The sequence below is a fragment of the Citrobacter sp. NCU1 genome (genome assembly GCF_010231475.1).
GTDB lineage: Bacteria > Pseudomonadota > Gammaproteobacteria > Enterobacterales > Enterobacteriaceae > Citrobacter_D.
In genome coordinates this window covers 56,891-82,892 of the sequence record NZ_NRDO01000046.1, presented here as the reverse complement: position 1 = coordinate 82,892, position 26,002 = coordinate 56,891, and the positions used below count along the sequence as shown (strand labels likewise).

Annotated in this window: 25 protein-coding genes, 1 tRNA gene and 2 pseudogenes; 11 read left to right on the top strand and 17 right to left on the bottom strand. The window is 53.6% G+C overall.

Features of this window, described 5'->3' with window-relative positions; genetic code table 11:
- Positions 1–116: 116 nt before the first annotated feature.
- A complete protein-coding gene (locus CJP72_RS16080) occupies positions 117–1,841 on the top strand; it encodes an AsmA family protein (protein ID WP_162382362.1) in 1,725 nt (574 codons plus the stop codon).
- A 152-nt stretch (positions 1,842–1,993) separates the two neighbouring features.
- Here CJP72_RS16080 and yicI read toward each other — a convergent pair whose 3' ends face one another.
- Together yicI and CJP72_RS16070 are read right to left on the bottom strand one after the other, a co-directional pair.
- On the bottom strand, positions 1,994–4,312 hold the full coding sequence (yicI, locus tag CJP72_RS16075) for an alpha-xylosidase (protein ID WP_162382361.1): 2,319 nt from the start codon (positions 4,310–4,312) through the stop codon (positions 1,994–1,996).
- Between the two features lie 12 nt (positions 4,313–4,324).
- Entirely contained in the window at positions 4,325–5,719 is a 1,395-nt protein-coding gene (locus CJP72_RS16070; RefSeq protein ID WP_162382360.1) for a glycoside-pentoside-hexuronide family transporter, read from the bottom strand.
- 278 nt (positions 5,720–5,997) lie between these two features.
- Between CJP72_RS16070 and CJP72_RS16065 the strand changes: the two genes are divergently transcribed.
- The 4 genes from CJP72_RS16065 (at position 5,998) to CJP72_RS16055 (ending at position 7,415) form a co-directional block, all read left to right on the top strand.
- Positions 5,998–6,092, top strand: a tRNA-Sec gene (locus CJP72_RS16065).
- Between the two features lie 88 nt (positions 6,093–6,180).
- Positions 6,181–6,303 carry a hypothetical protein gene (locus CJP72_RS25870; protein ID WP_255498351.1) on the top strand — a complete coding sequence of 41 codons (123 nt, stop codon included), beginning with the start codon at positions 6,181–6,183 and terminating at the stop codon, positions 6,301–6,303.
- A complete protein-coding gene (locus CJP72_RS16060; RefSeq protein ID WP_162382359.1) occupies positions 6,296–7,021 on the top strand; it encodes a hypothetical protein in 726 nt (241 codons plus the stop codon). The genes CJP72_RS25870 and CJP72_RS16060 overlap by 8 nt, the downstream gene beginning before the upstream one ends.
- A complete protein-coding gene (locus tag CJP72_RS16055) occupies positions 7,008–7,415 on the top strand; it encodes a hypothetical protein (RefSeq protein ID WP_162382358.1) in 408 nt (135 codons plus the stop codon). Before CJP72_RS16060 ends, CJP72_RS16055 begins: the two co-directional genes overlap by 14 nt.
- Positions 7,416–7,422: 7 nt before the next feature.
- Here the strand turns inward: CJP72_RS16055 and CJP72_RS16050 are convergent, their stop codons facing one another.
- Positions 7,423–7,587 carry a YlcI/YnfO family protein gene (locus tag CJP72_RS16050; protein ID WP_162382357.1) on the bottom strand — a complete coding sequence of 55 codons (165 nt, stop codon included), beginning with the start codon at positions 7,585–7,587 and terminating at the stop codon, positions 7,423–7,425.
- Positions 7,588–7,715: 128 nt separating this feature from the next.
- On the opposite strand from CJP72_RS16050, the gene CJP72_RS16045 reads away from it, so the two are divergent.
- On the top strand, positions 7,716–8,006 hold the full coding sequence (locus CJP72_RS16045; protein WP_162382356.1) for a SymE family type I addiction module toxin: 291 nt from the start codon (positions 7,716–7,718) through the stop codon (positions 8,004–8,006).
- Between the two features lie 270 nt (positions 8,007–8,276).
- The gene (locus tag CJP72_RS16040; protein WP_162382355.1) at positions 8,277–9,983 is read left to right on the top strand and encodes a SulP family inorganic anion transporter; all 1,707 of its coding nucleotides are present in this window, start codon (positions 8,277–8,279) and stop codon (positions 9,981–9,983) included.
- Between the two features lie 97 nt (positions 9,984–10,080).
- Here the strand turns inward: CJP72_RS16040 and CJP72_RS16035 are convergent, their stop codons facing one another.
- Entirely contained in the window at positions 10,081–10,989 is a 909-nt protein-coding gene (locus CJP72_RS16035) for a LysR family transcriptional regulator (protein ID WP_162382354.1), read from the bottom strand.
- 175 nt (positions 10,990–11,164) lie between these two features.
- Between CJP72_RS16035 and CJP72_RS16030 the strand changes: the two genes are divergently transcribed.
- Complete coding sequence (locus CJP72_RS16030; RefSeq protein ID WP_162382353.1) at positions 11,165–12,067, top strand: carboxylate/amino acid/amine transporter; 903 nt, start codon at positions 11,165–11,167, stop codon at positions 12,065–12,067.
- A gap of 28 nt (positions 12,068–12,095) precedes the next feature.
- On the opposite strand, the gene nlpA is transcribed toward CJP72_RS16030, so the two are convergent.
- Positions 12,096–12,914: a lipoprotein NlpA gene (gene nlpA, locus CJP72_RS16025; RefSeq protein ID WP_162382352.1), complete on the bottom strand. Its 819-nt coding sequence runs from the start codon at positions 12,912–12,914 to the stop codon at positions 12,096–12,098.
- 165 nt (positions 12,915–13,079) lie between these two features.
- Positions 13,080–13,496, bottom strand: a complete 417-nt coding sequence (locus CJP72_RS16020) for a GNAT family N-acetyltransferase (RefSeq protein WP_162382351.1) — start codon at positions 13,494–13,496, stop codon at positions 13,080–13,082.
- A gap of 128 nt (positions 13,497–13,624) precedes the next feature.
- Between CJP72_RS16020 and CJP72_RS16015 the strand changes: the two genes are divergently transcribed.
- Together CJP72_RS16015 and CJP72_RS16010 are read left to right on the top strand one after the other, a co-directional pair.
- A complete protein-coding gene (locus CJP72_RS16015; protein WP_162382350.1) occupies positions 13,625–13,918 on the top strand; it encodes a YicS family protein in 294 nt (97 codons plus the stop codon).
- A 128-nt stretch (positions 13,919–14,046) separates the two neighbouring features.
- Complete coding sequence (locus CJP72_RS16010; RefSeq protein ID WP_162382349.1) at positions 14,047–15,429, top strand: glycoside hydrolase family 1 protein; 1,383 nt, start codon at positions 14,047–14,049, stop codon at positions 15,427–15,429.
- A 33-nt stretch (positions 15,430–15,462) separates the two neighbouring features.
- Here CJP72_RS16010 and nepI read toward each other — a convergent pair whose 3' ends face one another.
- From nepI to CJP72_RS15985, 5 genes and pseudogenes are all read right to left on the bottom strand, one after another.
- Positions 15,463–16,659 carry a purine ribonucleoside efflux pump NepI gene (gene nepI / locus CJP72_RS16005; RefSeq protein ID WP_162382348.1) on the bottom strand — a complete coding sequence of 399 codons (1,197 nt, stop codon included), beginning with the start codon at positions 16,657–16,659 and terminating at the stop codon, positions 15,463–15,465.
- Between the two features lie 121 nt (positions 16,660–16,780).
- On the bottom strand, positions 16,781–17,080 hold the full coding sequence (locus CJP72_RS16000; RefSeq protein WP_162382347.1) for a helix-turn-helix domain-containing protein: 300 nt from the start codon (positions 17,078–17,080) through the stop codon (positions 16,781–16,783).
- 9 nt (positions 17,081–17,089) lie between these two features.
- The gene (locus tag CJP72_RS15995; protein WP_162382346.1) at positions 17,090–17,431 is read right to left on the bottom strand and encodes a type II toxin-antitoxin system RelE/ParE family toxin; all 342 of its coding nucleotides are present in this window, start codon (positions 17,429–17,431) and stop codon (positions 17,090–17,092) included.
- Between the two features lie 97 nt (positions 17,432–17,528).
- Positions 17,529–17,627, bottom strand: a pseudogene (locus CJP72_RS15990) (SRPBCC domain-containing protein); the annotation flags it as partial.
- Between the two features lie 122 nt (positions 17,628–17,749).
- On the bottom strand, positions 17,750–18,202 hold the full coding sequence (locus CJP72_RS15985) for a DUF1198 domain-containing protein (RefSeq protein WP_162382345.1): 453 nt from the start codon (positions 18,200–18,202) through the stop codon (positions 17,750–17,752).
- A gap of 191 nt (positions 18,203–18,393) precedes the next feature.
- On the opposite strand from CJP72_RS15985, the pseudogene CJP72_RS15980 reads away from it, so the two are divergent.
- A pseudogene (locus CJP72_RS15980) lies at positions 18,394–18,822 on the top strand (LysR substrate-binding domain-containing protein); the annotation flags it as partial.
- Positions 18,823–18,850: 28 nt separating this feature from the next.
- Here the strand turns inward: CJP72_RS15980 and uhpT are convergent.
- From uhpT to ilvB, 6 genes are all read right to left on the bottom strand, one after another.
- On the bottom strand, positions 18,851–20,242 hold the full coding sequence (uhpT, locus tag CJP72_RS15975; RefSeq protein WP_162382344.1) for a hexose-6-phosphate:phosphate antiporter: 1,392 nt from the start codon (positions 20,240–20,242) through the stop codon (positions 18,851–18,853).
- Positions 20,243–20,385: 143 nt separating this feature from the next.
- Positions 20,386–21,714, bottom strand: coding sequence for an MFS transporter (gene uhpC, locus CJP72_RS15970; protein WP_162382343.1), 1,329 nt, complete (start codon positions 21,712–21,714; stop codon positions 20,386–20,388).
- A gap of 9 nt (positions 21,715–21,723) precedes the next feature.
- On the bottom strand, positions 21,724–23,226 hold the full coding sequence (uhpB, locus tag CJP72_RS15965) for a signal transduction histidine-protein kinase/phosphatase UhpB (RefSeq protein WP_162382342.1): 1,503 nt from the start codon (positions 23,224–23,226) through the stop codon (positions 21,724–21,726).
- On the bottom strand, positions 23,226–23,816 hold the full coding sequence (gene uhpA, locus CJP72_RS15960) for a transcriptional regulator UhpA (protein WP_162382341.1): 591 nt from the start codon (positions 23,814–23,816) through the stop codon (positions 23,226–23,228). The genes uhpB and uhpA overlap by 1 nt, the downstream gene beginning before the upstream one ends.
- 73 nt (positions 23,817–23,889) lie before the next feature.
- Positions 23,890–24,180, bottom strand: a complete 291-nt coding sequence (ilvN, locus tag CJP72_RS15955; protein WP_162382340.1) for an acetolactate synthase small subunit — start codon at positions 24,178–24,180, stop codon at positions 23,890–23,892.
- Positions 24,181–24,183: 3 nt separating this feature from the next.
- Entirely contained in the window at positions 24,184–25,872 is a 1,689-nt protein-coding gene (ilvB, locus tag CJP72_RS15950; RefSeq protein WP_162382339.1) for an acetolactate synthase large subunit, read from the bottom strand.
- Positions 25,873–26,002 lie beyond the last annotated feature (130 nt).

Here is a 26,002-nt window from a genome sequence, read left to right as displayed (position 1 = left end):
ATGTGGCGGCGATCGACAATCACCGCCACTGAAACGCTCTTTCACTATTCCCGCCTTGAGGATTACGCCTAAATCGTGCATAACTCAGTTATGTGCACTTCGCGGGATGGAAGACCATGAAAATTATTGGAAAGCTGCTTATCTACGTGCTGATCGCCTTTTTGGTGGTGATTCTCGCCTTCTATTTTCTGCTGCAAACCCGCTGGGGAGCAGAACGCGTCAGCAACTGGATCTCTGAAAATAGCGGCTACCACGTAGCTTTCGATACGATGGATCACCGTTTTTCCTCCCCTTCCCACATCCTGCTGGAGAACGTCACCTTTGGCCGGGATGGTCAACCTGCCACACTCGTCGCAAAAACCGTGGATATTGGGCTCAGTACCCGCCAACTGACCGATCCCCAGCATGTTGACACCATCCTGCTTAAAGACGGGACGCTGAATATCTCCTCGCAAACGGCGCCGCTTCCTTTCCGGGCCGATCGCTTAGAATTGCACGAGATGGCGTTCAACAGTCCCGGCAGCGAATGGAACCTGAGCGCACAACGCGTGGACGGTGGCGTGATCCCCTGGAATCCTGAAGCAGGCCGGGTGCTCGGCAGCAAGGCACAGATCCAACTCAGTGCCGGTTCGCTGACGCTGAACGACGTTCCCGCCACTAACGTGCTGATTGAAGGCAATATCGACAAAGAACAGGTGACACTGAGCAACATTGGCGCAGACGTCGCACGTGGCGCATTAACCGCCGTGGCGCGACGAAATGCGGACGGCAGTTGGATCGTAGATAGCCTTCGTCTGAACGACATCCGCTTACAAAGCGACAAAGTGCTGGCGGAATTCTTTTCGCCGCTCACCCACATTCCTTCTCTGCAAATTGGCCGCCTTGAGGTGACAGACGCGCGTCTGCAAGGTCCTGACTGGGCAGTGACCGATCTTGACCTCAGCTTGCGCAACCTGACCTTCAGCAAAGATGACTGGCAGACACAGGAGGGCAAATTGTCGATGAATGCCAGCGAGTTCATCTACGGTTCGCTGCATTTCTTCGACCCCATCTTAAACGCGGAATTCTCTTCGCAAGGCATCGCGCTACGTCAGTTCACCACCCGCTGGGAAGGCGGCATGATTCGTACATCCGGTCATTGGCTGCGTTCCGGTAAAGCACTGATTCTCGACGATACTGCCATTGCCGGGCTGGAATACACACTGCCGACAAACTGGAAACAGCTGTGGATGAAACCCTTGCCCGGCTGGCTCAACAGCCTGACGCTGAAGAAATTCAGCGCCAGCCGCAATCTGGTGATCGATGTTGACCCCACTTTCCCGTGGCAACTGACCGCGCTGGACAGCTACGGAGCGAACCTGGGGCTGATACAGGACCATCAGTGGGGGGTGTGGAGCGGGAACGCCACACTCAACGCCGCAGTGGGTACGTTTAATCGTGTTGATGTGCGCCGACCCTCTCTGGCGCTGACGGCAAACAGCAGTACGATTAACATCAGCGAACTGAGTGGCTACACCGAGAGAGGATTGCTGGAAGCCACCGCCAGCATTTCTCAACTGCCGCAACGCCAGACCCAGGTAAGCCTGAACGGACGAGGGGTTCCGGTGAACATCCTGCAGCCGTGGGGCTGGCCAGCCTTACCGATTTCTGGCGACGGCAATATCCAGCTCACCGCCAGCGGGACGGTTCAGGCCGATACGCCGCTGAAACCCACGGTGAATGGCCAGTTGCACGCGCTGAACGCAGAGAAACAGCAGGTAGAGCAGACGATGGCGGGGGGAGTGGTGTCGACAGTTTCGGCTGTGGTCCCCGCTGCGACACCCACCTCCCCTCAACGTTGAAACGTAGGCCCGGCAAGCGCAGCGCCTCCGGGCAATTTTAGGCTCAGGTGCCAACAAAAACGCCGGGTGGCGGCTTCGCCTTACCCGGCCTACACATCAAACTCCGCCACCATACACATCCCCCTCGCTCCTTTGGGGAGAGGAGAACAGCATCACAGATGAATCACCAGCTCATTTCCGGTCACTTTCACCACAACACCCCGCTCGCTGCTGGCATGTGAACCGCCTTTCACGTCAGCGATCTGCGGGATGTTACGCAGGCACAACGTCCAGTCGCGCGCGTCGCCTTCGCCCGTCACCGTGAGCGTATTGCGGGTACGCTGCGCTTTTAACGTGAAGATCACCGAACCGTCTGCGGCAGGGACTTCGCAGAACGCTTCGTGTCCCTCTTCCAGATGGAACAGGTGGAAAGCGGTGCTTTCATGCCAGGCGTAATCCGGCCTCTGGCTGTTGTTGCCGAGCGCCAGCAGGGTGTTGTCACGCACATAAACCGGGAGGCTCTGAAAATCGTGCTGCTGTTTGTGCCAGCGGCTACCGTTCAGTTCATCGTTGTGCCACAGGTGCGTCCAGCGGCCTTCCGGCAGATAAAACTGCACGTCGCCCGCCTCGCTGAACACCGGCGCCACCATCACCGCATCCCCCAGCATGTACTGGCGGTCGAGGTAATCGCACGCCGGATCGTCCGGGAACTCCAGCATCATGGCGCGCAGCATCGGCGTACCCTGTTCACGGGCCAGCGCCGCCTGGCGATACAGATACGGCATCATCTGGCACTTCAGCTGTGTGAAATGGCGCACCACGTCGCAGGACTCGTCATCGTACGCCCACGGCACGCGGTAAGATTTGCTGCCGTGCAGGCGGCTGTGGCTGGAGAGCAGCCCGAAAGCGCACCAGCGTTTGTAGACGTGCGCCGGGGCAGTATTTTCAAACCCGCCGATGTCGTGGCTCCAGAAACCAAAACCGGACAGGCCAATGGACAACCCACCGCGCAGGCTTTCCGCCATCGATTCATAGTTGGCGTAGCAGTCGCCGCCCCAGTGAACCGGGAATTTTTGCGCGCCCACCGAAGCCGAACGGGCAAACAGCACCGCCTCTTCTTCGCCCACCGTCTCTTTGAGCACGTTCCACACCAGTTCGTTGTAGATGTAGGCGTAATGGTTATGCATTCTCTGCGGATCGGCACCGTCAAACCACTGCACGTCAGTCGGGATGCGCTCGCCGAAATCGGTTTTGAAGCAATCCACGCCGATATCGACCAGACCTTTCAGCTTATCGGCGTACCATTTACAGGCTTCTGGGTTGGTGAAATCGTAAATCGCCAGCCCCGGCTGCCATTTGTCCCACTGCCACAGGGAGCCGTCCGGGCGTTTCAGCAGGTAGCCTTTCTCTTTCAGCTCTTTGAATACCGGCGATTTCTGGCCGATGTACGGGTTTATCCACACACAGACTTTCAGCCCTTTGTCTTTCAGGCGGCGGATCATCCCTTCCGGGTCCGGGAAGGTCACCGGGTCCCATTCGAAATCGCACCACTGGAAGGCCTTCATCCAGAAGCAGTCGAAATGGAAGACGTGCAGCGGCAGGTCGCGCTCTGCCATGCCGTCGATGAAACGGTTGACCGTCGCTTCGTCGTAATTGGTGGTGAACGAGGTGGTGAGCCACAGGCCGAATGACCACGCGGGCGGCAGCGCCGGGCGACCGGTAAACTGCGTGTAGCGGTTGAGCACCTCTTTTGGCGTTGGGCCGTCGATCACGAAATATTCCAGATATTCGCCTTCAACGCTGAACTGCACTTTAGAGACTTTCTCGGAGCCGACTTCAAAAGAGACGTTTTCCGGATGATTCACCAGCACGCCGTAGCCGCGGTTGGTCAGGTAGAACGGAATGTTTTTGTAGGATTGCTCGGTACTGGTGCCGCCGTCGCGGTTCCAGGTTTCCACCGTCTGGCCGTTGCGCACCAGCGCGGTAAAGCGCTCGCCCAGGCCGTATACCGCTTCACCCACGCCCAAATCCAGACGCTCGAACATATAATTGCGCTCGGTGTTGCCATCCTGCACGTAGCCGTTGTTTTTCAGTTGGCTGCCGGTGATGCGCTGCCCGTCGCGCAGGAAATCCAGCGCCCAGAACTCACCTTTGGTGACGCGCACGCTCAGGTTGCCGCTTGTGAGTTCGGCATAGTCGGCGTTGTTTTCAATCGTGACCTTCACGTCTTGCAGAACGTTAAGCGGATAGTGTGGGCCGTTATCTAACGCCCCCTGGAAATGCTCGATGCGCACGCCAACAATCCCTTCCTGCGGCGAGAACAGGCGAACCGTGAACATCAGCGTGTCCAGTTGCCAAGTGCGTTCACGCACGTCGCGCGGCGCAACGTACACCACCAGGTCGTTGCCCTGCTGCTCCACATCGAAGACCTGAACCGGATACGTCACGTTCAGACCTGGCTGGATCAGCCAGTTTCCGTCACTGATTTTCATACTCTTATCCTCTTAGTTCCGTAATTCTTTGCTGATCGGCAGGTCCTCAAACGCCTGCTGGTTGCGACGCGCGCCCTGCGCCAGCTCGCCCATAATTTTGGTCAGGAACGGCGTTTTCAGCGTGTAATAGCGTTTGGCGATAATCGCGCTCAGCACGTAGCACACCGCCGGAGCCAGAGTGAACAGGCCAATGATGATGCTGAGGGTGGCGCTGTTCTGGGTTTTGGCGGCGGCATCGTAACCGCCGCCTGCCAGCATCCAGCCGATGAGCGCGCCGCCCAGCGCCAGGCCCAGCTTCAGCACGAACAGCGTGCCCGCAAAGCTGATGCCCGTCAGGCGTTTGCCGTTGGTCCATTCACCATAATCGACGGTGTCGGACATCATCACCCACTGAATCGGCGTGACCAGTTGGTGCAGCACGCCAATCACGAAGATAAAGGCGAACATCATGATTGTGGCCTGCATCGGCACGAAGAACATCGCCACGCTCACCACCGCCAGTGCGGCGTTGGTCCACCAGAAGATGCTGACTTTGCATTTCCAGTCGGTGAGCGGTTTGGCGAGTGCGGAGCCGATCAGGTTGCCGACGCAGTAGGTGGTGAGGAACGCGACGAACACTTCCGGCGAGCCCATGATCCAGGTGCAGTAGTACATCATCGCGCCGCCGCGCACGCAGACGGCAAGGATATTAAGAATGGTGAGCACGCCGACGATGCGCCACTGGTCGTTTTGCCAGATATCGCGCAGGTCTTCACGCATGGAGGTGGTGCTTGGCGGCACCTGGATGCGCTCTTTGGTGGTGAAGAAGCAAAATGCCAGCATCAGGAACGCCACCACGGAGAGCACCGCGATCCCGCCCTGGAAGCCAAAGGCTTTGTCGTCGCCGCCAATCAGTTTCACCAGCGGCATCATCAGCACCGTGGAGAGCATGCCGCCCGCCGTCGCCAGCACAAAGCGCCAGGACTGCAACGAGATACGCTGCGTCGGGTCGTTGGTGATCACGCCGCCCAGCGCGCAATACGGGATGTTGACCACGGTATAGAGCAGGGTCAGCAGCGTGTAGGTAACGGCGGCGTACACCATTTTACCGTTCAGGCTGAGATCCGGCGTGGTGTAGGCCAACACGCAGACGAGGCCAAACGGAATGGCGCCGAACAAAATCCACGGACGGAATTTGCCCCAGCGGCTGCGGGTGCGGTCGGCAATCAGCCCCATGCACGGGTCGGAAATGGCATCCAGCGCGCGCGCCAGCAGGAACATGGTGCCAACAAACCCGGCGGGAATACCGAAAATATCGGTATAGAAAAACATCATGTACAACATAACGTTATCGAAAATAATATGGCTGGCGGCGTCACCCATGCCATAGCCAATCTTCTCTTTGACGGATAACACTTCACTCTTCATCTGCTTATCCTTGGTGCTATGAGACCGGTTACAGACGTTGTAAATCATACTTCTGGGCGCGAGTATTCCGTTATTTTGTTATTAACTTACGATTCTTGTTTTCTGTGATCGGTGTAACGCTGCAGGAGAGGTGAAGTTGTAACTAGTGGATTTTATAAGGATTTATATGAAACCGATCATAGTAAGACGAAACGGTACGGAAAAAAGTGTGATTAGTGATGTGGAAACGCCAGGAAGTAGCTATAATGCGCCCCGCCTCCATGTAGCAATCGAGGCGCGGAAGATCGTCATCTCCGGTGAGGTGGCTGGACTTCAAATCCAGTTGGGGCCGCCAGCGGTCCCGGGCAGGTTCGACTCCTGTGATCTTCCGCCAAAATCTTCATTTTTTCTATATTTTATCTAGACAATTATATTTATGCTCATATCATAAAATTGCTCGCTATTTAATTTTAGGGTTGAACATGGAAAGTCAAATCAGCATAAAAATTGATTATAATTCTGATAGAAAAAATCCAGAAGATATTTTTTCGGCTATGGCATTATATATATCAGCGCAAAAAAAAATATGGAAACTTATTGGCTGATAGTTTAGACCTTGACGTTAAATACGAATTGATATTGTCAGATATTGAGAGGGGTTCAATAAAATCAATTCTAAACTCCATTGCAAATGGTTTAGGACAATTCATTAATAATCAATCAATGAGTTTAATAAATGATCTTATCGATGTAGATGAACTTGATTCTACGGAAAAAATAGAAAAACTAATAGAATCTCAAGAATCAAAAATAACAGAAGAATACAATAAAATCTCACCTCATTTAGACAGGATTAAATTCACAGAGATTATTTCAGATATATCATCAGCTAACCAATTGCTAGAAAAAGGAGAGGAGGTTGTAATATGTCACAAAACTTGTGAAGATGATAATGTTTACTATCTTAATACTAAAATGAGAGTTTCAGTCGCACCTGAAGAAATGCTAATAAAAGGTGAACATATAATAAACACAACGAAAGATTATTTGGATATTATAAAACCAGTTAATTTTGGTGATTCTCAATGGCTTGTTCGAAGTCGTACAACAGGAAAGCAATATCTTGCATTCATGGAAAATAAGACTTGGTTGAATCGATATCAAACAGGGAAACTTCCTGTAATAACAGCAAAGTATTGCATGATCGCAATTGTAAAGATTGAGGCATATAAGACCAAAAGAAAAACAGAAATAAAAAGAGCTGAAATTTTAAAAGTGATAAGTGTAATTTCAAGTGATGAGGCACAGAATGAGTTATTCTAAGCATTTGAAAAGTCTTTTAGCTGCCTATGCATTTGTCATTGTTCCATTTTCACTTATGATTATAGTAAAGGCATCGGAAAAAAAGTGGCAAGAGATAATTTTAGCCAGTGACTGGTCGATTGCGAGTTTTATCATATTTGGACAATCTTTAACTTTTTTATCTTCAGCGTTGATTTCTTCCTCAAAAAATAAAAAAAGGGAAGGTTGGGAATGGTATATTGCAAAGGTTTTCCTAACAGGAATAGGTCCCAGTCTTGTCTTTTATACATTACTTTTAGTAAGACCATCTCTTATTATTGGAATTGGGCAAATTGTGCTATTTATTTACGCATCATATAGGTTTTTCGTTGACGGATTGGCTGCCAAGAAACTAGAACAAGATAGTTCCTCCTGAATTTCCATTAACTATCTTTTTTCAATCGCTCTAAACATGCTTCTTTTACCCACTTACTAAAATTCCCTTTCCCCGCAGCTTTCTCAATCTGTTCCAAAAGCTCATCTTCAAACCGGATGTTCTTCATCGTGCTTTTGGTACGGTCAAAATTGGGTTTCTTTTTCTCTTGCATGGTAGGTACCACTTCGGTTAGTTTATCTGCATGTGGTACCTACCACATGGATTCGTAATTTTGACAACGCCCCGCAGTGTTGGAGCACTAAAGGGCGTCTAACCTCACCAACTATCAAGGAGTTGATTATGGCTGATCCGCATTCTACCCCAGACACCCCGATTGCAAAAACCGATCGCACGCTCATTGTGGGATATCGCCCGCAGGGCACGAATAAAAGCACACCCAGCCTGACGCTTTCAGGGAAGTGGTTACGAGAAGCAGGATTTGATACCGGGCAACAGGTGACGGTCAAAGTCGCGGGGGGATGTCTTGTTCTGATGACCGGGAGCGAACAAGAACAAACGCTGCTTGCGGAGTTGAAAACGGCGCAACGAAAGCTGAAAGAGATTGAAGGGGCGATGTCGTTCGCGCACTGATTGCAGTCGGTCAACGGGTCACCTGGTCGCTGCGCCCTGAGGTGACCCTCGCTCCCCCCGCCACGCCATAGCACCTATTCCCCATTGCGAGCCTACTCAGCGTTCTGCCGCTTCTGATACAATGCCTCCCGCCGGATTTTGGTTAGTAACGCTCCCGCTGGAGCGTGACGTCGCTGGCATCCATACTCATTCAGCGACGCGTAGCATTTCACATTGCATGATATGTCCGCCCGATGCCGTAGAGCAGTTAACCCGTATCCGGAGAGTACTATGCTCAAATATATTCTTTTAAATTACATGCCAGGCTTAAAGAATTTATTAGATTACGAAAAAAGCTGGCTAAAACAGGATATTCGAGCTGGATTATCCGTCGCGGCGGTGGCGCTTCCCGTTGCCATTGCATATGCCGAGCTGGCCGGCGTGGGGGCTGTCGTCGGGCTGTATTCCTGTATTTTACCGATGATTGCCTATGCGCTGTTTGGTTCTTCCCGACAGCTGATTGTCGGCCCCGATGCCACCACCTGCGCCGTGATCGCGGCCGTCGTCATTCCTCTGGCCGCCGGAAACCCCGAGCTGCACTGGCAACTGACAATTGTCATGACACTGATGATGGGGGGATGGTGTATTCTTGCCAGCCAGTTTCGGCTTGGCGCCATTGCCGACCTGCTGTCACACCCGATCCTGACCGGTTTACTTAACGGTGTTGCCATCACCATTATCGTGGGGCAACTGGGAAAAGTGATGGGGATTACGCTCAACCAGTCGCAGGTGATTGAGAAAATTATTGCCTTACCGGGCCGGATCCCGGACAGCCATTTATTAACCACCGCGATTTCACTCTTAACGTTAGCCATCCTCCTCATCATCAAGAAGTTTCGCAGTCAATGGCCTGCCCCTTTGATTGCCATTATCATCATGACACTACTGATGTGGTGTACCCCGGCACAGCAGTATGGTGTTGCCACCATTGGCGGCGATAACTTTCAGTCAGGTCTGCCTGTTGTCCACTGGGGAACGTTCAAACCCGGTTTAATGCGTGATTTGGTGATCCCGGCGCTGAACCTGGCGTTAATCAGTTTTGTCAGCCTGATGCTGACAGCACGCAGCTTTGCGGCCAAAAACGGCTATGGGATTAACGCCGATGTTGAATTCCGGGCCCTCGGTATTGCGAACATCATGTCCGGCTTATCGCAGGGATTTGCAATAAGCGGCGCAGACTCCCGCACCGCAGTGAATGACGCCAACGGCGGTAAAAGCCAGTTGGTGTCTATTATCGCCGCGCTGGTGATTGCGATTATCGTCTTCTTTTTCACCGAACCCTTAAAATACATCCCGGTCTCCGCCCTCGGTGTGGTGTTAATTTATGCGTCATGGTCGCTGATCGATTTACGTGGGCTGTGGGGACTGAGAAAAAGAAATAAACCGGCCTTTCGTCTGGCCTGCTTTACGTTTGTTTGTGTGTTGCTGATTGGGGTGCTCCAGGGAATCGGGCTTGCTGTATTACTGGGGTTGCTGCAATTTTTGCGTACTGTATTTCGTCCTACTGAGCAACTGCTCGGGACAGATGAAAATGGGATGATCCACTCCTTAGGTAATACAAACGATATCAAAATGGTTCCAGGGGTCATGATGTATCGCTTTAATTCCCCCCTGACCTATTTTAATGCCGCCTATTTTAAACGGCGGATACTGAATCTGGTTGATGGCGCAGCGTTTGAACCCAAATGGGTGGTGATTGATGCCGTCGCCTGTTTTACCCATCCGGATATCAGCGTGTTAGCCACCATTGATGAATTAATTAATGAACTCCAGACCCGCAAGATTATGTTAGTGCTGGCAGGCAGGAAAACGGAGTTAACCCGCTGGTTTACTGAACACCGACCGATGATGGACGAGAGTAATATTATCTTTACTCCCGACCTTTATCTGGCGCTCAGGCTGATTCAAAGTAAAGACAGTATGGAGAAAGACGCGTAACTTACGGCGTTCACAGGCTGTATCAAAAGCATATCCTTGAACCGGACGTTCTTAATGGCGCGTTTGGTACAGCCAGCATTTCGCGGCATTTTCGTTTTCAGGGAAGTGACGACGCCAGCGCGTCGCAGCGCGCTTTTACCGCTTCATGCAGTAAGCGCACCGCAGTGGAGAGTTGTTTGCGATGCGGGCAGATCATGTTTAATGGCGCGCTCTCTCCTTGATATTCCGGCATCAGCACCTGTAACTTTCCGTCTCGCACATCGTCACTGACGTCCAGCCAGGACTTGTACGCAATCCCTTCCCCGGCAATCGCCAGCCGCCGGATGACTTCAGCATCATCGCTCATCATGACGCCATTCACCTGCACGCTGCTGACTTCGCCATTGCGGATGAACGTCCAACGGTCATGAAGGCGTCCACGCAGCACGAATGTCAGTGCATTGCACTGCGTCAAATCCTCCGGGCTGCGCGGTTCGCCCTGTTGCGCAATCCAGTCTGGCGAAGCCACCAGCACGCGGCGATTACCGGGTGCAACAGGTAGCGCGATATATGAGGCGTCTTCGGAGTGCCCATAACGAAACGCGACATCCACCGGATCTTTGAATACATCCGCAATCTGATCAGAGAAAAATATCCGCAGCCGTAGCGCAGGATGGCGACGGCGGAAGGACTGAAAAACAGGCAGCAACAGGTTTCGCCCAAGATCAGACGGCACGGCTATTTGCAGCGTCCCGGAAATCTCATCGTCCGGCGTCTGGATCTTTTGCAACCCGGCGTACATCGCCTCCAGCATCTGGCGGGCGTAGGGCAGCCAGATCTCGCCTTCTGGCGTCAAACGCAGACTGCGGGTCGAGCGGGCGAATAATCGAATGTTTAACACGGACTCCAGCCGCTTGATGGCTGAACTGACCTGAGCAGGTTGCACGCCCACTTCTCGCGCGGCATCACTAAAACTGTTTAACGCCGCAGCGCGGACAAACAACGTGAGATCTTCAAGGCGGAACATGTGCACTCCCCGGGTATAAATCCTGTCGCCGTCAGGCCATTTTTCCCGTTCTACTGCCAGTTTGCCATCGAATTATTCAGACCGTTTTTCCACGCGGTTACCGGTGACGCCATGCCCGCCATCTCTGCTATGATGCCTGCACATAAAAAAGACAAAACAACACGCAGAGGAAAAAATGAGTTCCACCAGAAGAGGGATGATGAACGTCCTGATCGCCGCCGTATTGTGGGGCAGTTCAGGGGTGTGCGCGCAGTACATCATGGAGCAAAGCCAGATGTCGTCGCAGTTTCTGACAATGACGCGTCTGATATTCGCCGGACTGATTTTGCTGATGCTCTCTTTCGTGCATGGCGATAAGGTGTTTTCCCTCTTCAGGAATCGCAAAGACGCCCTGAGCCTGCTTGTCTTTTCCATCGCCGGGGCGCTCACCGTACAGCTGACCTTCCTGCTCACTATCGAGAAATCCAACGCCGCTACCGCCACGGTGCTGCAATTTTTGTCACCGACGATTATCGTGGCGTGGTTCGCGCTGGTGCGTAAAGCGCGGCCTGGCATGTTGGTACTGACCGCCATTCTCACCTCTCTTATCGGCACTTTTTTACTGGTGACTCACGGCAACCCGACGTCGCTGTCTATTTCAGCTTCCGCGCTATTCTGGGGGATCGCCTCGGCCTTTGCCGCCGCGTTTTATACGACATACCCCTCTACGCTGATTGCACGCTACGGCACGTTACCGATTGTCGGCTGGAGTATGTTAATCGGCGGGGCGCTCCTGTTGCCGTTTTACGCCACAGAGGGCACCCACTTCGTGGTCAATGGCAGTCTGATTCTGGCGTTTTTCTATCTGGTGGTGATTGGCACGTCGCTGACGTTTAGCCTGCACCTGAAAGGCGCTCAGATGATTGGCGGGCCGAGAGCCAGTATTCTGAGCTGCGCAGAGCCATTGAGCAGCGCGTTGCTCTCATTGCTGTTACTGGGGATCACGTTCACCCTGCCGGACTGGCTGGGTACGCTGTTGATCCTCTCCTCGGTGGTGCTGATTTCAATGGACTCCCGCCGCCGCGCCAGACCGGCATAACGCTCTGCGGCGCGGCAACGGGCAAGCATCACCAGCCCGGCACCGCGCCGCCGTTAAAAATTTTCTCCGCCGCTTTGGCAACGTCAGGCGACTGATAAGACTGAAGAAATTCTTTCACGTTTTCGGCGTCTTTATTGTCTTCCCGAGCCACCAGAATGTTCACATACGGCGAGTTTTTATCTTCAATAAACACGCTGTCATGCACCGGAGACAACCCGGTTTGCTGAATGTAGGTGGTGCTGATGATCGCCACATCGACTTTGGCATCGTCCAGGACACGCGGCAGCTGCGCGCCTTCCAGTTCCATAATGTTCAGATGACGCGGATTGTCTGTAATATCCAGCGCGGTTGGCAGCAGCCCTTTCCCCTCTTTCAGCGTGATCAGCTTTTCTTTTTGCAGCAATAAAAGCGCGCGACCAAGGTTGGTTGGGTCATTTGGGATCGCCACCGTTGCGCCCTCTTTCAGTTGATCAACAGTTTTAATTTTTTTCGAATAGCCCGCCATCGGGAAGACAAACGTATTGCCCACCGCTACCAGCGTGTAGTGGTGCGCCTTGTTATCCTGCTCGAGGAACGGACGGTGCTGGAAGACGTTGGCATCCAGTTCGCCATGATTGGTGGCGTCGTTGGGCAGCAGCGAACCGCTAAAGCCAACCAGTTCGACCTCCAGGCCGTACTTCTCTTTTGCCACTTTTTTGGCAACCTCCGCCACATCCTGCTCGGCGCCGTTAATCACGCCCACCTTGATGTGTTTTGCATCACTGCTTTGCTGATCGCAGCCTGCCAGCAGCAATCCCGCCAGCAGCACTGCCGTGCCTGTCCAGACATGAGGTATCGTCAATTTCACGTTTTTATCCTTTTAAAATAACCGCCAGAGGGTAATGAAATGACTATAACGGGAAGGGGACGGCGGATTAAAAATCGAAAAAGCATCAGCAAGAAGAAAAAGGCATAACGGGAAAAGACCGGGTGGCAGAAATCCTGGTATTCTTCTGGCTCCGCCATCCGGTCATCAAAATGTTTTCGATAAATAGTGGCGGAAAATGCCTTTTTCCGGAAAATCCGGCAAGGTCATTTGCTGTGTATAGCCATGCTTCTGGTAAAACGGCAGCGCCTGGAAGCTGAAGGTATCGACCATCGCATGCAGACAGCCCCGCGCCTGCGCAGTTTGCTCCACCGCCTGCATCAGCTTGCTGCCGTAACCCGCTTTACGTAAGGATTCATTCACCCACAAATACTCAATGCACAACCAGTCACCTTTGATTTTCGCAATTAATCCCCCCTGCATCTCACCTTGCGAATCCCACCAGTAGACAGCAAGTTCGCCGAAATTCGTCGTTTTAATATACTGTGCGTTATAGGCTCGCAGCCCTTTAAAGAGCGCATTCTGGTCGTCTTCGGTCACCGTATCGGTTATCTGTATCTGCATTTTATCCCTCTGAAAAACTACAACTTATGGCTGAACCCATTATTGAAGGTAGCACAGGCTGATGAGAGAGCACTGAACTGTCTACACTTACTCTAGTGATGATGCGCATTGATAAAAGGATGATGACCATGAAACGAATCGTGTTACCGCTCGTGACCGCCCTGCTCGTCTTACCAGGGATTGCGCAGGCCAACTCGGCTTACGGCGGGCTCCAGACTGCGAATGAAAAGACAACGGTGCTGAACGACTTACGTAAAATCTGTACACCGCAGGCCTCAATGTCAGATCAGGCATGGGAAAAAAGCATCATGTCTGGTGAAACTAATCAGCAACATATCCGTGAAGCGATCATTGCCATCGAGCGAAATAACCAGAACAACTACTGGGAAGCGCTGGGCAAGGTTGAATGCCCTGATATGTAGCACAGGCCACCGCGTCGTTTATCTCGACCGTGATACCGTGAAAACGGGCGCTGTAACCGGTTTCTTTTTGCAAAATTAACCTATTCTCTTTGGAACAGACATTTGTTGCTGACCAAGGAGAAAAAACAATGCGTTACCGTTTTCCTGAAAACTTTTGGTGGGGCAGTGCCTGCTCGGCGCTGCAAACCGAAGGCGACAGCCTGAACGGCGGCAAAAGCCAGACCACATGGGATGTGTGGTTCGCGCGCCAGCCAGGTCGTTTCCATCAAGGGATTGGTCCAGAAAATACCTCTGGATTTTACCAACACTGGAAACAGGACATCGCACTGCTAAAACAGCTGAAACATAACAGTTTCCGTACTTCGCTAAGCTGGTCGCGCCTGATTCCCGACGGTACCGGCGAAGTCAATCCTGAAGCCGTTGAGTTCTACAATCATATAATCGATGAGTTACTGGCGCAGGGCATCACGCCGTTTATTACACTGTTCCACTTTGATATGCCGATGGTGATGCAGGAGAAAGGCGGGTGGGAAAACCGGGACGTGGTGGCGGCTTTTGGTCGCTATGCGCAAATCTGTTTCGATCTGTTTGGCAACCGGGTTAAGCACTGGTTTACCTTCAACGAGCCGATTGTTCCAGTCGAAGGGGGTTATTTATATGACTTCCATTACCCCAACGTGGTGGATTTCAAACGCGCGGCTACCGTGGCGTACCATACGGTGCTGGCGCATTCGGTCGCGGTTCGCGCGTATCGTGCCGCAAACCACGACGGTGAAATTGGCGTGGTGATCAACTTAACGCCCTCTTACCCGCGCTCGGCGCATCCGGCAGACGTTAAAGCAGCCCATCATGCGGATCTGCTGTTTAACCGCAGCTTCCTGGATCCGGTGCTGAAAGGGGAATATCCCGCCGACCTGATCGCCTTGTTGCAAGAGTACGATCAACTCCCCGCGTGTCAGCCCGGCGACAAAGAACTGATTGCCGACGGCAAGATTGACCTGCTGGGGATCAATTACTATCAGCCACGCCGCGTGAAGTGTCGGGATAATGCGGTGAACCCTGACGCTCCCTTTATGCCGGAAGCATTATTTGATTACTACGACATGCCGGGCCGGAAAATGAATCCCTACCGCGGCTGGGAAATTTATGAACCGGGTATTTACGATATTATTACCAACCTGCGCGATCATTACGGTAACCCGCGTTGCTTTATTTCTGAAAACGGTATGGGGGTCGAGAACGAGCAGCGCTTTCTCCATGATGGTCACATTAACGACCATTACCGCATTGAATTTGTCAGTGAACATCTGAAGTGGCTGCACAAAGGGATTAGCGAAGGCTGCAATTGCCTTGGCTACCATATGTGGACCTTTATTGATAACTGGTCATGGTTGAACGGCTATAAAAACCGCTACGGTTTTGTGCAGTTAGATTTAGAAACTCAACAGCGCACCATCAAACAGAGCGGCAAATGGTTTGCCGAAACGGCTGAGAATAACGGCTTTAATTAAGCAACAGGGTGACCTGCGGGTCACCCTTCCCGTTTACGGATGGACGCTTTTTATGCGCACTTTCGAGGCGACCAACAGCGCCGTCAGCAGCATCAAACTACCGGAAAGCACCAACGGTGACAGCAAACCCAGATTGTCGATTGCATAACCCCCTGCCGCTGCGCCACAGGTGTTCGCCAGCTGGATCACCGCGACCTGAATAGATCCGGCTTTTTCCGCCTGATCGGCAAGCGTGCGCGTGATCCACGTTGACCACCCTACCGGCACCAGCGCAAACGCCAGTCCCCAGAGGATGGCGATCCCTGCCGCCACCGCTTTTTCGCTCCCCCATAATGTCAGCACCAATGCGCTCACGGCCAGCACCAGCGGTGCGCCCGCCAGCGCCAGTTTGACCGAACGTTTGAGGATAACGGAAGAGATCGAAGTACCGACAAAGCTGGCAATACCAAAACTCAACAGCACCAGCGTCAGACCATCAACGTCAAAGCCCGCCAGATTCATATACAGCGGGCGGATGTAGGTAAAAAACGCGAACTGACCGGCAAAAGACAGGAAAATGGCAATCATCCCGGCCATCACGCCAGGACGTTGCAACAGGCTCAGCATGTTTTGCTTTTGGTGCGACGGTTCGCCAGGCAGAGAAGGTAAGGTTTTCATCACCCAGAGAATGCACAGCACCCCCATCACCGCCGCCGCATTAAAGACGTTACGCCAGCCGATAATACCGCCTAAAAAACTGCCCAATGGCGCAGCGATCACCAGTGCAATAGAGACCGCGCCGAAAATCACCGACAGCGCTTTCGGCACCGTACGTGCCGGAACCAGCCGCATAGTGAGTGACGCAGACATCGCCCAGAAGCCGCCAAGCGCCAGTCCGAGACATGCACGCCCCATCAGCAGCAATGTAAAGGAGTTGGCAAACGAAACCAGCAAGCACGAAAGCGTCAGCAGAACAGTAAACAAAATCACCACATAGCGACGGTCGGTCGCCTGGATAATTTGGGTAACAAACAGGCTGGCAAACATGGCGACAAACGCGGTTACGGTTACTGACTGACCGGCAACACCCTCAGAGATCCCCAGATCCTGCGCCATTGGCGTCAGCAGGCTGACAGGCAGAAATTCCACGGTGATCAGACAGGCGACGCAGAACGCCACAGCAAATACCGCAGACCAGTTGGGTCGGGTCATTTCTTCAGCGCGGGATTTTTCAGCTATACATTCACTCATTTTGTTACCTGCGTCGATTTTTTTGTGGAAAAGTTACGCAGTGTAACATTTTAAATGTGACACACTTAACGTTTTAGCAACTAAAACGCCTTACACCGAAAGAATACGTCATCCAGGCGCATTAAATATGGAACGCCACTCTCTTACCTGTAGGCAACTTAACATCAATACTTAGCTCGCCACCCAGCGCTGCTACATAACGTTTCAACGTAGAGAGGCGAGGATCATTGTCAGCCTGTTCCATTTTTGCAATGGTTGGCTGCTTAACGCCCATTGCTGCGGCCAGTTCTGCCTGCGACAGGTTAAGTTCTTCCCTTAACATATTTAACGCGATAGCCTGGTGCATCTCCTCAACTTTCTCAGCAATACGCGCCTGACTTTCCGGGGTTTGTTTAGCCATCAACTCTTTAAGGGTAGCCATAATTTTTCCTTACTTATTAAGGTGTTTCCTGTACTCAGCATCTGCTAACTTGATCATATCCTTATAGAATTTCTTCTCGTTTAGCCCCGTTTTATCTCCAGCGCACAACACTATGCCATGACGAGAAGGATCAAACACGAAGAACGCCCGGATTGGGTTACCTTGATGCTGAATGCGTAGCTCTTTCATATTCGAAAAAGCGGAGTCGTTCACCGTATCCGCAAACGGTCTTCCCAATTGGGGGCCATACTCGGACAAAATAATCATAGCGGCGAGCATGTCCTCCTTGAGTGCTTCAGTCTGTTCATCAAACCACCTGTCGAAAACATCCGTTGTCTCAACATCCCACATGAGCGATCCCTCATAGCCAATAAGCTATAGGTAAATTATAGCCTATTGGCTATAAAATCAATCTGTCTCGTTACGCTATTTACACGCTTGCCAATCCAGCGTCACGCGCGGTCCGACCATCAACGGACGGCACATATTCCGTAATTTGCGCCTCAATCGGAAAACCAAAAGTGGTAAAGCGGAAGCGGGCGTTGAGTTTGGTTAAGTGGCTTGTTTCATGATGAACCTCGTCGTAAGAGTTAACGAGGGACATCATGCGCGAGGATAAGATATAAATATAATTGCGATTCAGGATAATCATCATCATGAATATTGATATCAGTGCAACCAGTGTACGCCATCTTCAGGCTGAAAGAACGCGTTGTAGCGCATCTGAAAAGCGTTAATCTCCTGCATATCAGGCTCCATTTCGCGCAGAAAACCCAGCGCTAGGCGCACCTGTGCGTCGGTGATCGGTGCCGCCAGACGGGCTTTTTGCAACAAACGATGCCACTGCTGCAGGCTCTGATCGTTACCGTCCACAATCACGTTCTGCCAGATCAGCAGTACCTGCGCGGCATTTTGCAAATGCGATTCATCGGGGCGATGCAGATACTGTAAAAACGCCTCGCCTTGCGTTTTGCCCATTTGATCGATCATCGATTCTACTGGCACTACATCAATACCAAGGCGCTCGCTCAGACGGCGAATCGCCCGTCGGGACCCGGAAGTGAGCACCCGAAAACCGATAACAAACACCACTGCCAGTGTGGCCAGCATTATCCAGACCATGAGTTCTCCTGCTTTATCAGCGCTCATGATATCTGGAAACTGTCTGCGAATACTAATCCACCAAAATGATTTTCAACGCAAAAAGCACCGCAACCTGAACGTGCTGACGCTGCTGATCAATAAGATGAACTGCCGCAAAGCCGTTTATCCAGAGGACATTTCTCTCTTTACCGGTCATCCCCGCATTAAAGCTCACCAGTCAGGGGCTTTATGACGAAGCGTACGTCTGCATCCTGCGCGCCGACCATCCTGCTGCCCATAAAACCTTAACCCTGGACCGTTTCTGCACACTGGAACACGCGCTGGTGTCTTACGAAGGTGAAAGCTTCTGGGGCGTGACCGACGATGCGCTGGCAGAGGTCGGGCGCAAACGGCAGATTGGATTATCGGTGAGCAGTTTTCTGGTATTGCCGGACGTACTCGCCATCAGCGATATGATTGCCGTGGTTCCGGCAAGGCTGGCGTATGCCGACGCCCGAATGCAGGTTTTGCCGCCGCCGCTACCGATTAAAGGTTTCACCAAGAGTATGGCCTGGCACGAGCGAACGCATCGTGACCCGGCGCATCAGTGGCTGCGTAATGTGGTGTATGACATCAGCCAGAAAAAAGCCCAGCATTGAGCTGGGCAAAGCGTTACTTAATACACACTTAAGCGACTTTCAATTCCCGAATTTTCTTTTCACGGCGAATTTTACGTTCTTCAAATACGGCCACAATGGCCATCAGGCAGATACAGCCGATGGCGGCCGTGTCCAGCGCGGCGAAGGTGCCCGCCCAGCCGGTCAGACCGAAGACTGGCGTACCATCAGCAATCATCCCCAGTCCCAGCTTGGCGAAGCTGTCGCCAATCAGATAAGCAAAGGTGCCTTTGATACCATCGGCGGCGCCGATCGCTTTTTTCGGTACAAAGCCGACGGCAGCTACGCCGATTAACAATTGCGGACCAAAGACCAGGAAACCAAGCGCAAACAGGGAAGCCAGATAAACGTACTGGTTGCTGGCATGCTGGTAGACGCCCAGCGTGGCAATGATTAGCGCCAGCGCGACGCAGGCGACCAGCGCGCGACGTCCGTTCGCCAGGTCAGAAAGCCAGCCCCACAGCAGCGTACCGACCAGCGCACCCACTTCAAACAAGGTAAAGCCCTGAATCGCCACCTCTTTGGAGAGTTTCAGCTCCTGGAAGGCATACACGGTGGACCACTGGTCGATACCGATGCGCACCACGTACAGGAAGATGTTGGAGAAGCACAGCAGCCAGATCACTTTGTTTTTCAGCACATACTCAACAAAGATCTGCCATTTAGTCATCTCGTTGTCTTCAGTCTCCTTGTCCTCTTCGCTGATCTCTTCGCCAAACAGCTCTTCCGCTTTGCCAAGACCGTAAGATTCCGGGGAGTCGCTACCAAAACGCAGACCGATAAAACCGACAATCAACGCGATGATTGACGGGAAGATAAACATGCCGATCACATGACCGTCGAACAGGTAGTTTGCGCCGAACAGCGCCACACCCGCCGCGCCCGCGCCGCCCAGGTTGTGAGAGATGTTCCACAAACCCAGGAAGGTGCCGCGCTTACGGCGAGGCGTCCATTTGGTAATGGTGGAGTAGCTGCACGAACCGCCAGTACTCTGGAAGAAACCGCTCAGGGCATAAAACGCGATCATCAGGAACAGGCTGGTAGAGCCGGTCCCCATGCTGGCGCTGAAGCCGAGCATACAGATAGCAGAGAGGATCAGCATAAACGGCAGGAATTGCTTGGTGTTTTTGCCGTCAGCGTAATAGGAGACCAGCGTTTTGCCCACGCCGTAGGTGATCGAAAAACCCAGCCCAATCATCCCCAGTTGCGTCATGCTCAACCCGTAGGTAGAGATCATATCGTTCTGCGCAATGTTGAAGTTTTTGCGGATCAAATACATGGTCAGGTAGCCGATGAAGACCACCAGATAGGACTGCATGAACGGTTTGAACCACAGTTTGCGCCGTTCATCGAGCGGTAGATCGAGGGTCGGTTTACGCACCTGGTTTAGGAAGGCCAGCATGGGATGGGTATCTCCTGATTTTTATACCTGCTTGATGGCAGTCATTGTAAAAATCAGCAGCCAGCCTGGCCTGAGACAGCGTCCAGGCGGAACCGGGAAAATTTCTTAGTTTTGCCCGACTCGGCGTAAAAAGGTGAGGTGCATCACGCTTCATTGACCTCGCGCGGCGCCTGAGCATTCAAAAACGGCAACAGCAGGAGAGCGGATATCCCGGCGGCAATGGCGATCACCACAAAGAATCCGGTCCAGTGCCAGGTTTCCATCACCTGCGCCAACGGCCAGCCGGAAAGCGATGCGCCAAGATAGGCGAATAATCCGACAAACCCGGTGGCCGCCCCTGCCGCCTCTTTATGCGAACATTCGGCCGCCGCCATACCGATCAGCATCTGCGGCCCAAAGACGAAGAAGCCGGTGGTGAAGAAGCAGGCGGCCTGCATCACGTAACTGGCAAACGGCATCAGCCACAGCGAACCAACGGAAAGCAAAATGCCTGCGGCGAAAATCAGATTCATTGGCCCACGATTGCCATTGAACAGTTTGTCCGAGCCCCAGCCCGCCACCAGCGCGCCAATAAACCCGCCCAGCTCAAACATCGTCACCGCCGTGTTGGCGGTCACCAGGTCAACCCCCAGCGTCTCCGACATGTACAGATTGCCCCAGTCGTTGATCGCCGCGCGCACCACATACACCAGCACATAACAGAGCGAAAGTAGCCAGATGTAAGGGTTCAGCAAGACATATTTGGTGAGGATCTCTTTGCGGGTCAGTCCCGCCCCTTCCTGCTGCTGGGCGATTTCCAGCGCGTCGTGCCGCCAGTCTCCCACCGGCGGTAAACCGATGGCCTGCGGCCTGTCGCGCAGTCGCCAGCAGAGAAAAATACCCACCGCAATCGCCAGTAGTCCGGCAATCATCATCCCGGCACGCCAGCCATAATGCAGGGCGGCAGCGGCCATTACGATAGGAATAAGCGCGCCACCAACGTTGTGTGCGGTGTTCCACAACGCCCACCAGCCGCCGCGTTCAGTGCGCGAGTACCACGCCGTCAGCAAACGGGCACACACCGGCGAACCCCAGCCCTGGAAGAAGGCATTCAGCGCCCACAGCAGGGCAAACGCCCACAGCGAGGTGGAGAAGCCGAACAAAATGTTCACCACCCCGGTGGCGATAAGTCCTATCCCCATAAAGTAGCGGGCGTTGGAGCGGTCGCTGACGATGCCGGAGACAAATTTCGACAGCCCGTAAGTGATGTAAAACAGCGTGGCCAGCAGACCAATATCGCTGCGAGTCAATACGCCGCTGGCGAGGATTTCCGGTACTGCGGCGTTAAAACTTTTACGGGTGAAGTAGAACAGTGCATAACCGAGCCAGATGGTGGTCAGAATATGCCGCCGCCAGTAGCGGTAACGGGCATCGATTTCGTGTTTATCGTGAATTAACGGCGCATTTACCGGGGCTTTCAGAAACGTCAGCATGACCTCTCCTTACACATAACGCAGTGGCAATGAGACGCTCACGCGCGTGCCGTGGGTGCAGGAAATCGCCAGCATTCCCCCCAGCGCCGTCACTCGTTCACGCATGCCGGTCAGGCCAAAACCCAACTGACCCGATCCTGGCGGTAGCCCGCAACCGTCGTCCTCAATCACCAGCATCAGTCGTTCGTCCTGCTGCCAGCCCTGTAGCGTCACCGCGCTGGCGCTGGCATGCTTAACAATATTGTTCAACCCCTCCTGGCACACCCGAAACAGCGTCACTCGCAGGCCTTCACTGAGCGCTGACTCGTCTATTGTCCAGTCGAGATGGCTGACAATGCCACGGCTTTCCAGCTCCATTTCACGCATCAGCGAACGAATGGCCTGCTCCAGCGTCAGATCGTCCAGTTGGCGGGGGCGTAAGCGCCCTAACAAGCGGCGTACCGCGTCATACACGCCCAACGACAACTGTTCAATAAGCTGCCCACTCTGCTTTACGCCACCGTTGTCCGCGGCCAGTCGCTGCACAATACCGGCCTGGGTGCGGATCGCGGTGATGGTCTGGCCGATATCGTCGTGTAATTCCCGCGCGACGTCGCGACGTACGCTCTCTTCGGTTTCCAGAAGACGTTCCGCCAGGCGGTGGTTGCGCGCCAGCTCGTTTTGCAGCGACTGGTTAAGTTCGCGCAGGCGTTGGATCCCCGCGCCGAGGAGTAGCCCGGTGAGGCTCTGCGCCAGTAATGAGAGCAATAAATCAACCGGGTGATCGTGCCAGGTCTGGCTGGCAATCAACGCGATGGCGTTCATCAGGGTCGCGATCAGCGCCCCCTGCCAGCCATAGTGCCAGGCCAGTGCGATAATCGGCAGCGCCAGACAAAACGGCGTAAAACGGGAAAGTTCGTCCGGCAATCCAAGTTGTAGCCACAGACTGACGGTGAACAGCAGTAAATACCAGACCAGATGGCGACCGCGCCAGTTGACCGGCTGCGAAACCAGTGCCGGACCGAGCGGCAGCCAGGTGGTGCTGGTGAGGTAATGCCAGAACACCAGGCAAATGGGGGCCAGCGTCAGTCCGCCGGTGAGCGTCAACAGCAGCGCAGTAAAGGCCACTTCGCTTTGCCCCACCCACGGTAATGACTGTAGTAATGCCGCCGCCGTGAGCGCCGCGCTTTGCAACAGCAACGTGCGCCAGTCGCGTTGATGGCGATAGCGGGAGATTAACGCCACCGGAAGTAGCGTCAGTACACTTCCGATCATCAAAAGGGGGAGGTGAGCGAGCGCCACTTCCTGCGCCAGCCAGTAGGCTAGTAGCCATTCGGCCCCCAGCAACACTGGCCAGTAGCCGCGCGGACATTGCAGCATAAGCCCCAGACGCAGACCAAATGGAAACAGCAGCGCCGCCATTTCCGGTCGCTCAACCAGATGCAGGCTGATGCTCCACAGGCAAAACCACGCGGCGGAGAAGATAAAAAAACAGGCGATAACGGTAATTAACCGGGAGATAAAGGTGCTCATCACCAGCCATCAAACATACGGCGAGCCAGTTCAACGTCGTTGCTGACGCCCAGTTTTTCCATCAGATTGGCGCGATGCACATGCACCGTTTTCGGCGACAGCCCCAGTTCAGCGGCAATCTCTTTGACCGCCATTCCCTGCGCCAGTTTTTCCGCCACCTGACGTTCGCGTTTGGTCAGCGGATCCTGACGCCCCGCCGCCAGCTTTACCGCGATATCCGGCGTCAAATAACAGCCGCCTGTCGCCACCGTACGTACCGCAGAAATCAGTTCATCAGGGCTACAGCGTTTGGAGAGGAAACCACGGGCGCCTGCGTTCAACGCCTGCTCCACCAGTGCCGGACTGTCGTGAACAGAGAGCATGATGGTCGCCATCCCTTTTGGCAGTTGGCTTAACAACTCCAGCCCGGAAATATCCGGCATGGAAATGTCGCAAATGCAGACTTGCACGCCGCGCCCCGGCAGTCCCGCCAGCGCCTCACGTCCCGATCCGAACTCGGCGACAACCTGTAAATCAGGTTCGAGCCCCAGCAACTGTGCAAAGCCGGAGCGGACGATCAGGTGATCGTCAATAAGGGCAACGGTGATCATGGTTCTGTCCTGGCGGGTAAAAAAAACGCGCTTACCTTAACGATAAGCGCGTTGCTGTTCAAGCCTTGAGCTGTTATTCGAAAAAGACGGCAATCTTATTAAACATGGTTGGATCTGACTGGTTACGAATGACTTTCACCACATCCTCCAGTTTGTCTATCTGGCTTATCATCTGTTCAAGGCGTTGATCGTCATTGACCAGTAGCCAGATACGGCTGTGGTCGCTGTTCTGGATCGGCAAACAGAGGATGCCCTCCACGTTAAAGGCGCGACGGGCGAACAGGCCGCAGACATGGGTCATTACCCCCGGATGGTTACGCACGGTGAGCTCGAGAATGACGTTTTCATGTGACTGTTTCTGCATGGCTTATTCCCCCACCATCTCTGTATTTGCCGCGCCCGGCGGCACCATCGGATACACTTTTTGTTCCGCATCAATGCGCACATGAATCAGCGCCGGTCCCGGACGGCGGATAATCGCCTGCAATGCCGCCTGCGGGTCAGCTTCGTTATTCAAATCACAGGTTTCCAGACCAAATCCGGCGGCAATCTGCATAAAATTGATCATCCCAGGATAGGTGGCGGCAAAGACGCCCTGCTTGTAAAACAGACTCTGCTGCTGATGGACCAGACCCAGCGCTTCGTTGTTCATCAGAATGATTTTCACATCCAGTTGGTTTTCACTGGCGGTCGCCATCTCCTGAATATTCATCATCAGACTGCCGTCGCCGGAAAAACATAATACTTTACGGTCAGGGTTCGCCAGCGCAGCGCCAATCGCTGCCGGCAGGCCAAAGCCCATGGTGCCCAGTCCACCGGAGGTCAGCCACTGACGAGGACGGTTGAGCGGATACGCCTGCGCCGTCCACATCTGATGCTGCCCCACATCGGTGGTGACAATCGCGCTGTCGTCCACGCAGGCCGCCACGGCATTGATCAGCCCATAATGGCTGAGCGGATCGCGCTCTTGCGGGATTGCACTCGGAAACTCACGCTGCAAATCCGCCACCGTCTGGTGCCACGCTTCACGCGGCTGCACGTCAATATAGGGGATCAACTGAGCCAGAACATCATCCACATCGGCCTGAATCGCCACGTGCGCCTGCTTAATTTTCCCCAGCTCCGCACGGTCGATATCGACATGAATAATTTTGGCGTTCGGGCAGAACTGCTCCGTTTTACCAATCGCCCGGTCATCAAAACGCGCACCCAGAACAATCAGTAAATCCGCCTCTTGCAGGATAAAGTTGGTGCTGCGCGCGCCATGCATACCCAGCATGCCTAACGACAGCGGGTGCGCTTTTGGCAGCATACCCAGCGCCATTAAGGTCATGGTCGTCGGTAACTGCGCTTTTTCCGCCAGTTCACGCACGCGGGCAGGGGCATTGATGACACCACCGCCGAGATACAACACCGGACGTTTTGCCGCATTAATCATCGCGGCGGCGTCACGGATACTTTCCGTGCTGAACTCCGGCGAGGGTGATTTCTCTGCCGCTGGCGGCAGCTCTTCCAGTTCAATCGTCGCGGTCTGAACATCCTTAGGAATGTCTATCCACACCGGCCCCGGGCGTCCTGACTGGGCAATGCGAAAAGCATCACTCATCACCTGCGGCAATTCGTGAATATCTCTGACCAGATAGTTGTGTTTGGTGATGGGGATAGAAATGCCGTAGGTGTCCACTTCCTGGAAGGCGTCGGTGCCGATCATGGAGGCCGGAACCTGACCGGTGATACACACCAACGGAATAGAGTCGAGACGCGCATCAGCAATGGCCGTCACCAGGTTTGTTGCTCCCGGCCCGCTACAGGCCATACAAACCGCGGGTTTACCGTCAGTTCGCGCCATACCCTGCGCAATAAACCCCGCGCCTTGTTCGTGGCGCGCCAGGATATGACGGATTTGCGTGCTTTGGCTTAAGGCGTCGTAGACGGGGAGAATCGAACCGCCCGGGATCCCGGTCACCACGGTGATGCCCTGGCGCTCCAGTAAATGAACGATCAATTCTGCGCCCGTAAAGCGCTTAGGTGTGGATGTTGTGCCCGAACTTGCCATGCTCCAGTCCTTTTATTCTGGGCCGACTTTACGCTAAGTCATTCACGTTGCAGATGCGTTGGCTGCGTTCACTCACTTGCCGCCTTCCTGCAACCCGAACCACTTCGCGTTCCGGGGAGGGTCTTAAACG